This window comes from Paenisporosarcina sp. TG20 (genome assembly GCF_000286315.1).
Taxonomy (GTDB): domain Bacteria; phylum Bacillota; class Bacilli; order Bacillales_A; family Planococcaceae; genus Paenisporosarcina.
In genome coordinates this window covers 1-11,916 of record NZ_ALJG01000232.1, presented here as the reverse complement: position 1 = coordinate 11,916, position 11,916 = coordinate 1, and the positions used below count along the sequence as shown (strand labels likewise).

The 11,916-nt window shown below is 36.0% G+C and carries 11 protein-coding genes; 2 read left to right on the top strand and 9 right to left on the bottom strand.

The window, feature by feature from the left end; translation table 11 throughout:
- Positions 1 to 56: 56 nt before the first annotated feature.
- The 7 genes from B371_RS0105470 to B371_RS0105440 form a co-directional block, all read right to left on the bottom strand.
- Positions 57 to 611, bottom strand: a complete 555-nt coding sequence (locus B371_RS0105470; RefSeq protein WP_019413298.1) for a hypothetical protein — start codon at positions 609 to 611, stop codon at positions 57 to 59.
- On the bottom strand, positions 592 to 963 hold the full coding sequence (locus B371_RS0105465) for a VOC family protein (RefSeq protein WP_019413297.1): 372 nt from the start codon (positions 961 to 963) through the stop codon (positions 592 to 594). The genes B371_RS0105470 and B371_RS0105465 overlap by 20 nt, the downstream gene beginning before the upstream one ends.
- A gap of 193 nt (positions 964 to 1,156) precedes the next feature.
- The gene (locus B371_RS22380) at positions 1,157 to 3,079 is read right to left on the bottom strand and encodes a cell wall-binding repeat-containing protein (RefSeq protein WP_019413296.1); all 1,923 of its coding nucleotides are present in this window, start codon (positions 3,077 to 3,079) and stop codon (positions 1,157 to 1,159) included.
- A 227-nt stretch (positions 3,080 to 3,306) separates the two neighbouring features.
- Positions 3,307 to 4,524, bottom strand: coding sequence for an MFS transporter (locus B371_RS0105455; protein WP_019413295.1), 1,218 nt, complete (start codon positions 4,522 to 4,524; stop codon positions 3,307 to 3,309).
- Positions 4,525 to 4,740: 216 nt separating this feature from the next.
- A complete protein-coding gene (zupT, locus tag B371_RS0105450; protein WP_019413294.1) occupies positions 4,741 to 5,550 on the bottom strand; it encodes a zinc transporter ZupT in 810 nt (269 codons plus the stop codon).
- Between the two features lie 143 nt (positions 5,551 to 5,693).
- Positions 5,694 to 6,227: a uracil-DNA glycosylase family protein gene (locus B371_RS21340; RefSeq protein WP_019413293.1), complete on the bottom strand. Its 534-nt coding sequence runs from the start codon at positions 6,225 to 6,227 to the stop codon at positions 5,694 to 5,696.
- Between the two features lie 143 nt (positions 6,228 to 6,370).
- A complete protein-coding gene (locus B371_RS0105440) occupies positions 6,371 to 6,997 on the bottom strand; it encodes a phosphatase PAP2 family protein (RefSeq protein WP_019413291.1) in 627 nt (208 codons plus the stop codon).
- Between the two features lie 171 nt (positions 6,998 to 7,168).
- Between B371_RS0105440 and B371_RS0105435 the strand changes: the two genes are divergently transcribed.
- The gene (locus B371_RS0105435; RefSeq protein ID WP_019413290.1) at positions 7,169 to 7,513 is read left to right on the top strand and encodes a general stress protein; all 345 of its coding nucleotides are present in this window, start codon (positions 7,169 to 7,171) and stop codon (positions 7,511 to 7,513) included.
- 223 nt (positions 7,514 to 7,736) lie between these two features.
- Positions 7,737 to 9,446: an ABC transporter ATP-binding protein gene (locus B371_RS0105430; RefSeq protein WP_019413289.1), complete on the top strand. Its 1,710-nt coding sequence runs from the start codon at positions 7,737 to 7,739 to the stop codon at positions 9,444 to 9,446.
- Positions 9,447 to 9,558: 112 nt separating this feature from the next.
- Here the strand turns inward: B371_RS0105430 and hflX are convergent, their stop codons facing one another.
- A complete protein-coding gene (gene hflX / locus B371_RS0105425; protein WP_019413288.1) occupies positions 9,559 to 10,833 on the bottom strand; it encodes a GTPase HflX in 1,275 nt (424 codons plus the stop codon).
- A gap of 152 nt (positions 10,834 to 10,985) precedes the next feature.
- The gene (locus tag B371_RS0105420) at positions 10,986 to 11,669 is read right to left on the bottom strand and encodes a VOC family protein (RefSeq protein ID WP_019413287.1); all 684 of its coding nucleotides are present in this window, start codon (positions 11,667 to 11,669) and stop codon (positions 10,986 to 10,988) included.
- Positions 11,670 to 11,916 lie beyond the last annotated feature (247 nt).

The following is an 11,916-nucleotide window of genomic DNA, read 5'->3' as shown; positions in this document are numbered from 1 at the left end:
CGATACCTGTCTAAAATAAACGATTGACTCACTTATTAGACACTAAAAAGAGCAATTCATCCTACCATGGGTGATTTGCTCTTTACATTTTTTGATTGATTGGTAATCCACTGTTCTAATTCTCTTGGAGACTTAAAAGACAAGACTTCTGCGTTACATTTCTCCAATTCCTTTAAAATATTAGGTCGTGCGTCCTTTCGGAATCGCCAAATCCAGCGAACAAACTCCCAATCTATCTTCTCTGGACATCCTTCCCCCATATCAGATCTTGTTGTTCCACGATTTATCCACGCTCGCTTACAAGCCCTGTATACACAAAGAACATTAGAATAATCAAGGAAAATAATAAGATCTGCGTGTTCTGCCCGCAGCTTAATACTTGAATCATAATTTCCATCAATAATCCATTCAGGTTTAGACAATTCTATCTTAACTTCGTCAATAAACTCAGGTCTCGGCAAAGGTTGCCATCCTGGTTGCCAAAATAACTTATCTAAATGAACTACTGGTAACATCCACAATTCACCAAGCTTTTTAGATAATGTAGATTTTCCCGCTCCTCCTGAACCTATAAGGAGAATTCGTTTCAAATCAGGCTGCGTCTTCTTCAAATGAACAGACTCCAATCGTATTCCCATCTCGATCTTTAAATTGAAAAAACTCCATATTCCCACCGCTTTGTACAGGTGTTGCATCAACATCTGAATCCAACAAAAACTGATGTGTAACATGGATATCAGAAGTATATAAGTTAAACCACTCATGCTCCTCAGGTTTACAAGTACCCATATGTGAGTTTCTCACAAGTGTAAAGGCAGTAGCCCCATCGTCAATAGTCATTGCTGCATAGCCATTTTCATCATCATGCCATCTTAATATAAATCCACACTTTTCTTCAAACCATTTAATTGAAAGGCTCGTGTCCTGCACAGGTAAAAATACGGTATCAATTCTCTTAAACATAGCCGACTCTCCCTCTGTCATCAGATTTAATAGTTTAATTTTAACAAGAAAAGAGATTAATCACTATATAAATTTAAAAATTCAGAATAGTTCCTGATAAATGTATAATTTTTCATACTGCAAAGCCACAACCTTAGAGTAAAAAAACCCTCCCTTATTCATGGGAAGATTTTTTTACTGAGAAGTTATTGTTTTAATAGCTTGGGACATCTAGAATTTCAAGGGCTATTCGGTTTGTTTGACCTACTGTAACTTGTGAAAGAATAATAATTTGACCGTTTTTGTGATAAATCTGCATAACTTCACCATTTGTAAAATAATAATCATAGTTTTCTAAAGTGAAATCATCATATTCCAAAATGACATCCTCTATAGCAGTAAAGAAGCGGTTTTGCTCCATGTTAAAGGTGATATCATTAAATGGTATTTGCATTGTTCCTATATGTGTAAGATTTCCATCAAAAACATATCCAAGGTCATTAAAGAGATATTGCCCATCTGGAGACATTTTAATCAGTTCTCCTAAATAAGAAGACCTGTATGATGAATACTGTGAATTTATTAATTTACCGTCCTGAATTCCATATTGTTGAATAGAAACTGGGGATGAATCAGTATCTATGGCATATAACTTTGTTTGATTTGGATGCATCTCCAGATAACTTTGTTGGCGAATACCCATAGAAGATAATTTTGCACCAGTCTCCGAGGAATAACTGTTAATATATGTCCACTGCCCTGAACCACTTGAGATATACATAATGCCATTGTTATCGACAACAATGTCGAATGGATCGATTTCAATCCGTATGTTTTTTACAAATTGGAAGCTATCACTGTCGATAATGTCAATCCCCCCGGACTGATCTTCCTCCCACCAATAACTACTATGTGGTTGATCAACTATTGTGATGTAAATTTTATTATTTCTAACATAGAGCTCTTCAGGCTTTCCGCTTAGTTTGACGGATTTAAGCTCCTTTGTTACATAGTTATATGATTTGATGGTATTTTCATTATCGTCCAGTATATAGACAATGGGCTTTGTAGGATCTTCATCGCTTGCAACTGGAATGAAATCAAAGACATAATCGATCGTAGAATGTATAAGCATGTTATAGCTATCGACAACATCTGTCGAAACAGCACTCTCTCCGCCCAAAACATACACATTTGGATAGCTGTGGTTTGCGAAATAGTCGGCTACAACTGGTATGGTAGCGCTGGGATCAGATAATATGATATTCGCTTTTAGCTTATGAGAAAGCCCTGCTCCTGCAACAGCATCTGGAAAATCTTGAGCTTCCGCCTTTATAGAAGTTCCGCGAACGATAATCACGTTCTCTGTTAAATTTTCATCGGCTGCTAGAATATTCGTTTCATAGCGATTCTTCCCTGCAATTCTTGTTACCTTTATCCCTTTGTTTGAAAGAAGGGTCTCAACTTCTATTCCAACCACGCCGGTTCCGCCATAAATGGTTACCTCTTGCACATTGGTCGGAAGGCTGACGGGAAGGGTTGTATTAGTAGAAAGATAGATTGGAATAAGATTGTTGGCTGAATTACTGGCAGCAGATAGCGCATCTGCAGAGGAGTAACCACTTACGACAATTGCTTTCGTATTTAATGAAGTTTTTGCTTCTTTGTTAATGATAGAGGCTGTCTCAAAGCGAGTTGCCCCACCTAACCTTTTTACTGTTAGACCTAAATTTGAAAGCTCAGTAGCTACTTCGCCACTAACAGCGCTGCTACTTCCCAAAATATAAACCGTTGATGCCTGTAATCTGACAATCTCATCAATAACATTTTGCTGGAGATTGTTCGTATAGGTGAGTAGAATGGGCGCATCAACACTTCCTGATAAAGAGGCAGATGACAACGCATCAGCAGGGTTATCCGCTCTTGCTAGGATTACACTTTCTGTAGTATCCCAACCTGTTTGTGATATTTGAATAGCTGTCTCAATTCGATTGTCACCAGAAACCCGTTCAATATACGAAGCACCTTGAACATGTCCTTCACTCATAAATAGTGAAGAAAAAAGAAATAAAGCAGTTATCACGAACATTCGTTTTTTGGAGAATTCTCCTATTTTATCTCTACCTATTGCTCTCACTAAAACTTCTCCCCTGTCTAAGAAAATTCCCCAATTAATTATTATATAGATAAACTATACAATTCAGACAGATAAAAAGATATACGAGTTTTTAAAATATTTTTTATTTGTTAACAAAAAAAGCATTGCTAAAAAGCAATGCTAATTTGTATGGAAGATGACGATTTTTGTATCGTTGTTTTCCAAGTTATTCAAACATATATCCCCCTTAATCGAACGGGATAAGATTATTCTAATTCAGTTTGTTTTGTTTCTACTCCTAGAAAAACAACCGCTAATACACCTATAATTATGGCGATGCAGAAAATACCGAAAATCCAACCGATTTCGTATCCACTTGCTACTAATGTACCAACTAATAAAGGTCCTAGAATTCCTCCAATACGTCCTATAGCAGCAGCCATTCCTGCTCCAGTTGCTCGAATTACTGAAGGGTATTGTTCAGGTGTATACGCGTATAACGCGCCCCATGCTCCTAAATTAAAGAATGATAGTAAAGCACCAAAGACAATAAGTGACGTCGTTGTATCTGCATTACCAAACGCATATGCACTTGCTGCTGTTCCAAGTAAATAAGTGACTAGAACAAATTTACGGCCGGCTTTTTCAATTAACCAAGCAGCTGTAAAATATCCAGGTAACTGAGCAAATGTCATAATCAAAACATATTTAAAACTTGTGATTAAATCAAAACCTTTAATTACCATGACACTTGGTAACCATAAGAACATCCCGTAATAAGAAAATACAACAGTAAACCACAAAATCCATAGCATTAACGTTGGTTTAGCATATGCTTTTGACCATACAGCTTTAATATTTTGTCCATACGTTCGATCCCGTACTCGTTTTGCCGTAAACTGTGGTGAATCTGGTAATTTCAATCGTAAATAAACGGCGTAAAATGCTGGTAGTGCCGTAAGGATAAGAGCAATTCTCCACCCATAATCTGGAATGACAAAATATGAAATTAGTGCAGCCAATAACCATCCTGCTGCCCAGAAACTTTCTAGTAATACTACGACTCGGCCTCGTTCATTTGCCTTTACACTTTCAGCTACAAGTGTTGATGCCACAGGAAGTTCTCCCCCTAGACCCATTCCTACAAAGAATCTAAATATCAAAAATATGATTAGTGTTGTGGAGAATGCAGAGAGTCCGCTTGCAACGGAGAATAAAACTAGTGTGATAATGAAAATACGCTTACGACCAACTCGATCGGCAAATAATCCGAATACAAGCGCTCCTACCGCCATCCCAAGAGAATTTACACTTCCTATCCAGCCCATTTGACTTGGAGATAAATTCCAATCTATTGCTAGTGCAGCAATAACAAATGACAAAATCCCCACGTCCATTGCATCGAACATCCACCCTAATCCAGCAATCCCTAATAACTTATTACGAGTTAAAGGTTTAACTTCTTTTTCTTTAATTGTGGTCATATAAGCACTCCTTGTCTTGACACATGTCAACCATCTTTACTAAACAGTATAATTGTAATGGAATATACAAGCAATACCAAAAAGCAGAAAGCGCTACTCTAGCTTGTCCATTCGTGTTGGAAATTATCACAAATGAGCATTACATCTCTCTGTTTCTTACAGAGTTAGTTTGAAGTACGACAAAAAACGGTTCCTTAGCTTTCTAGGAACCGTTCATTATGCAATTAGTAATAAACTTAGTGCCATCACTGCCATTCCACTAAAAACGCCATAAATAGACAAGTGAGCTTCATCGTACCTTTGAGCTGCTGGTAATAATTCATCTAATGAAATAAATACCATTATTCCTGCTACTCCCGCGAAAATCATACCAAACATAATATCATTTAGAAACGGCATTAAAATTAAAAATGCAACAAGAGCACCAACTGGCTCTGATAAACCGGATAAAAAAGACCACTTAAATGCTTTTTTCCGATTTCCAGTTGCATAGTATATTGGAACTGCTACGGCAATTCCTTCAGGTATATTATGAATTGCTACAGCAATCGCAATCGCAATCCCCAAGTGCGGATCTTGCATTGCAGACATAAACGTCGCTATTCCTTCTGGAAAGTTATGAATTCCGATTGCTAGTGCTGTAAATAAGCCCATACGCATTAGTTTTGTATACTCTTCATTGGAAGGTTGTAAATCCATATCTTCGACAGCTTTAGCTTCATGTGGATTTGTGGACTTTGGTAATAATTTATCGATTAAAGCAATCAATAAAATCCCCCCGAAAAACCCGATAACGGTTAGCCAATACCCCTGAGAAGGACCTAACTCATTAACTAATGCATCCTTTGCTTTTACAAAAATTTCAATCATAGAAACGTAAATCATAACCCCTGCCGAAAACCCTAGTGCTAAAGATAAAAACTTGGTGTTTGTGCGTTTCGTTACAAAAGCTAATAGACTACCGATTCCTGTAGCTAAACCTGCAAATAATGTTAAAGCTAATGCAAATAAGACACTTCCATCCATATTCCCAACTTCTTTCTCTATATATCTGGTAAATTTATTGTATGTGACAAGTTTCCTATGTGCAACACTTTAAAACGAATTCTTTGATTTATTGGTATCTTTTATATATACCAAGTTTTATCTATATCGCGTTATCAAGATGTCTACTTTAAATACTGGTGTATCTGTTGCCAGTCTTGTGAAACTTGATCTCTTAATGATGGTCGATAAAAAACAGATGCTGGATGAAAGGTTGGGATTATAACAAAAGGTTTTGAAGTTAAACTGTAGTGCACATCATCTATATTTTTTAGGTATTGAATGGGTTGTTTAATTTTTTGTCCATGTAATTTTGTCACTTGGGCTTCTTTTCCTAAAAGACGTTGTAAGGCGATTGTGCCAAGAGTAACAATTAATTTTGGTTGTAGGCATTGAATTTCATAATCCAATAAAGGTGCATGTGCCAAAACTTCTTTAGCTATTGGTGCACGGTTATACGTTCGTTTTATTGGTGTGCCATCCCGAGCTTTTTTTGTCCCCCATTTATAAGGGCGACTCCTTACACTACTTGTTATAAACACGTCTTCACGTGTTAGATCTACACTTTCTAAAGACTTCATAAGCTCTGTTCCTGCACGACCAGTAAAGGGGATTCCTGTATCAATTTCATTTTCGCCAGGTGCTTCTCCCACTAGCATTACTTGTGGATTAGGGTTCCCATAGCTACAAATCCTTGTACAGTATTCCCCTCCATACGTTTTATGCCAAGTTCTATTAACTTATCTGGAATAGTAAACACTGTATCCCCCCTATTCTAATACAGTATCACATCAAATAAAGATTACTCTGGCTGAACAATCCTTTTTTTCATATTGCGATTACGCCACTCATACCAGATGACCACTATAATAAAAAATGTATAACCGGATAACCAACCTGCAATCACATCTGTACTATAATATCCGCTTACAATTTGAGATAATCCTACAAATAAGGTTAATAAAATGGCACTAAACCAAATTCCAAAACACCATTTTATCGATGTATTATTATTAGTGAAAAAATAGGCATATGTAAACAAGTATAATAAACCTACCATTGCTTGATCTGAAGGGTAGTTTAAACTTATCAAATGGGTAGAAATATCAGGATTTGAACGTTGCACCCAATCCTTTAACATGTGGTTCAAATAGTTACCACCGCCAACAGCAATTAACACAAATAGCATTCCCCGATGATTTACTCGTCTAAACGCCAAAAATAAAATTAATACTAGTGCTGCACTGACAATCCACATTGATTCCCCTATATATTGAAAAGAATGAAAAAATTCATTCCCTCTAAGTAATTCCTCAGACACTTTATCAAATTGAACTACCAGGTCAGATGTGAAATTAAAGGATAAGAAGACAAAAGCGATAAGTGTCAGAACTCCTAAAGAAAAATACCACTTTCTCACAACTTCCATTCTCCTCTTTTGAAATTCATTTCAATATCATATTCCTAAGATCAGCATCTTGTTCTTTTGTCGTATAGATAAGACTTTAGTTGGAGATTGGAGGATTTTTGTTTAATATTCATATCAAGTGGTAAAGTACCTATGTAGCAGAATACAAACGATTTAAAGGAGGATTTTACAATGACTGTAATGTATAAAGAATATGTAACTGACGAGGATGCCATTCTTGGAATTCAAGGAATTAAAGCCAAGGGGGTTCATGAAGATGATATTTATGTACTTACACATGAAAATCATCGTACAAATCAAGTAGCTGATATGGCAAATGCGAATACTGTTGGTATGGATGAACAAGGTTTAGGAGTATCAATTGCAAATGTTTTCCGTAAAAAAGGCGACGAACTTCGCGCCCAATTTGAAGAGTTAGGTTTTACTGAACCCGAAGCAGAAAATTTAGAGGAAAAGCTGGATGAAGATAAAGTAGTTGTCGTAGTAAAAAACGCACCTGCAGGATTTAAATATTGATTTAGGAGGGAAGACCATGAAAATGGTCTTCCCTTTTATTATTTAATAATTTCACTTCATACATATGGTCTAAAAAATCGGATAGATTTAATTTTTTTAAAAAAACTAAGACACATGAAACAACCAATACTTTAAAATCCTTCGAGACTAGAAGGTTATTGTCGTGTTTATCAATATTTTCAGCTATAATTGCATGTATCTACATACATCAAGGAGAGCCTATATGCTAAAGAAATTTTTTTCGTATTATCGTCCCCATAAACGATTGTTTATAATCGACTTCACCAGTGCTATTATCGTTGCTATTTTAGAGCTTGCTTTTCCTCTAGCAGTTCAATGGTTTATTGACGAATTATTGCCCAAAGGCGATTGGGGTACTATCGTAACCGTAAGTGTTTTACTACTATTTATTTATTTAATAAGCACCTTTCTACAGTTTGTCGTGAGTTATTTAGGACATAAACTTGGAATAAATATTGAAACAGACATGCGTGAAGAACTTTTTACCCATGTACAAAGACAATCATTTCGGTTTTTTGATAATACCAAAACTGGACATATTATGAGCCGAATAACAAATGACTTATTTGATATCGGGGAACTTGCACATCATGGTCCTGAAGACTTCTTTATTGCAATTATGACCTTCATTGGTGCCTTTGTTATTATGTACAATATTAATCCTGAGCTTGCAATCATTGCTATCATCATGATTCCTTTCCTTATAGCGCTTGTGACATTTAGTAATATCAAAATGAATCATGCATGGAGAAATATGTACAATAAAATTGCTGATGTAAATGGTCGCGTAGAAGATAGCGTGTCAGGTGTTCGTGTTGTTCAATCTTTCACAAATGAAGAATTTGAAATTAAACGCTTTAAACAGGACAACGGACAATTTAGACTTGCTAAAATTGTTGCTTATAAAGTAATGGCTGCAACTCATTCAAGCATTTTCATGATGACACGTCTCATGACATTGGCCGTATTAGTCGTTGGTGCATGGTTCTTAGTTAATGAGCGACTAACTTATGGGGAACTTGTGAGCTTTGTCTTATTTATTAATGTATTGATTAAACCAGTAGATAAGATTAGTGCATTATTAGAACTCTATCCAAAAGGAATGGCTGGTTTTAAGCGTTTTCAAGACTTAATTGACCAATCTCCAGAAATCGTTGACCGACCAAATGCGAAGACAGTAGATTATTTACAAGGTAATATATCCTTTGAAAATGTTCATTTTAGTTATGATGAACATCAGAAAGTTCTCTCTAATATCAACCTGAATGTAACTAGTGGAGAAACGATTGCCTTTGTGGGCCCTTCCGGTGCTGGTAAGACAACAATTTGTTCATTGATTCCCCGGTTTTACGATGTTACCGAGGGTTCTATAAAAATTGATGGCTTAGATATTCGAGATATGACCAAGCATTCTTTGCGTTCGCAAATTGGAATTGTTCAACAAGATGTTTTCTTATTTACAGGAACAATTCGAGAGAATATTGCCTATGGTAAAAAAGGTGCAACAGATGCAGAAATTTTAGATGCTGCGCAAAAGGCACATTTACAAGAATTTATTTCGGAACTTCCAGCTGGATATGATACGCAAATTGGAGAACGCGGATTAAAACTATCGGGTGGCCAAAAACAACGATTAGCTATTGCTCGAATGTTCTTGAAAAACCCTCCAATTCTGATTTTAGATGAAGCCACTTCTGCTCTAGATACGGAAACTGAAAAGATTATTCAGGAAGCATTAACTGAGTTGGCTGTAGACCGGACAACGCTTATTATTGCTCACCGATTTGCAACGATTCGGAATGCAGATCGCGTATTGGTTGTTACAAAAGAAGGTATCGTTGAGGATGGCACGTATTCAGATTTAGTTGAGGCTGATGGGTTATTCGCAAAACTTCATAACAATCAATTTTAAGATTCTAATAGCTTAGATTCTACTCTAACTAAAGATTCTAAGACTAGATAAATCTCGTGTTTGAGACTAAATATGAAAAAACGCAATCCAGTTTTATCCGGATTGCGTTTTTTTATTTATCTAAAATAAATTCATTATAGCGTTCATAATCTGCTTGTTTTAATTCTACTTTTAACAATGTGCCATCCTCTTCATACTCAATTGTTTGGATAGATGCCTGTTCATTTAGATAAGATACTACATCCCCACGGTCATAAGGGATGAACATTCGACACATCTTATGATCAGCAAAAATATGTGTACGAATCTGTTCAAGCAATTCTTTTATTCCATTTCCGTCTTTTGCTGAAATCCAAATATTATTACCACTAACATGTGGGTAATTCACACTCGCTAGGTCTGACTTGTTGTAAATTTCAAGTGTGGGCACATTTTCAACACCCACCGCTTGTAACGTCTCATTTGTAACATCCATCATATAGCGATATTCATCATTTGAAACATCAACAACATGAAGAAGTAAATCAGCTTCACGTGCTTCTTCTAATGTCGATCGGAAAGCTTTAACCAAATGTGTTGGCAACTTACTAACAAATCCAACTGTATCAGTAAGCAAAAATTCTTTTTGATCAGATAGGCGAACTTGACGAACGGATGTCTCTAATGTTGCAAACAACATGTCTTTTTCAAACACTTGTTTTTCTTCCATTTGACCAGTTATTGCTAACACTTGATTCATGATTGTTGATTTACCAGCGTTTGTATAGCCGACAATTGACACAACTGGAATTCCGTTTTTCTTACGTTGTTTTCTTTGTGTTTCTCGTTGTTCTTTTACATGCTCTAAGTCTCGGCGAAGTTTCGAAATTTGGTCTTCAATTTTTCGGCGATCGAGTTCTAGTTTAGTTTCACCAGCACCACGGTTCTGTAATCCACCACCAGCACCTCCTCCACCTTGTCTGCCAAGAGAAGCATGTAGTCCCACTAATCGCGGTAACATATACTGAAGTTGCGCTAATTCCACCTGCATTTGTGCTTCTTTCGATTTTGCACGACGAGCAAAGATATCTAAAATCAACATTGTACGGTCTATGACTTTACATGCAAGCGCTTCTTCTAGGTTTCGAATTTGAGAAGGGGATAATTCATCATTAAAAATAACTAGATTTGCATCTGCTTCTTCATAGAATGCTCTTATTTCATCTACTTTCCCTTTTCCTACGTAATGCGCATGATTCACTTTGTCTAGATTTTGAGTGACTTCCCCCACAACTTCTACGTTTAATGCTGTTGCCAAGTTGTGTAGTTCCTCTAAACCATAATCAAAATGTTTGTCCTTTTTTAAATTAACACCTACTACAATTGCCCGTTCTAGTAATTCTTCCATGTATGAATTCCTCCTTAAAAGTCTACGGAGAGAAAAATAAGTTATTTCTTTTCACATCTAAATAGACATTAACTTTCACTATATACTGTCTATTTTATCACAATTTATCTAGAGTATACTCATTCCATAGATGTCTAAATATTTTCATAAAATTATATATTTTTAGTGGTATGAATACTCACTAAACGTTCTTTTACAGCCTTCGATTCTAAAAATAAGAGTTCAGTATTTGGCAATTTTAGTGAATTATTTGAAGGACTGACCTTTAAAATTTCACTCCATTCTTCAAGCTTCTTTTGTGAATCATATACCGCAAAGTCACATCTTGAAATGGCTAAGTTATCATTCACAGAAGTAATGGTTCCATCTTCTCTCAAACTTTGCATGCGTTCTTCAAATGTCTCTTCCCATTGAATAAAAAATGGGTATGGTAGTTCATTCGAAACTTCTTGATTAATAAAAAGCATTTTCCATTTTCGAATAAATCCTGACGCTGTCTCCCGCTCGGCATCTAAAACACCCGAGGTTCCCCAACCATCTCTACACAATCTCTCATTGAGTTTATCTATATTTTCTGTTCGAAAACATATCGTTCCCCATCCTTCACCACTTTCCAAATCGTTTAGTAAGAGTTTCGTTAGTGGATGGTTTGCTTGTTTTGCGACGTCTAAATTTTCTACTGACAGGTACTCAATATAACTATTTTTCGTATAGGTTAATGCATTTACTGTTCCCCATGCTTTGTGGCGACCTCCGATTGCAGTACCTATGTTTTTTTGCACTAGGACTTCAGGAGAATCCTTACTAAAATACACAACATGATCTAGTTCTATCATATATACCACTCCTTATATTCATTATGAAGAGCAAGGTTTAAATTCGCAATGGAAAGGTAGTGATTACAATTGATACAACCTACTTTTCTATCCCGTAAATGCAATCTGCGAAGTCTCCTAAATTTATTAATGGACTATTCATTCTTTCTTTAACTCTCATTAGCATAATAAATTCATTGAATTTATCAATATTGGCAATACACAGGATAGAAAGTATTAACCATTCTTTAAAATAAGAAAAACCGGG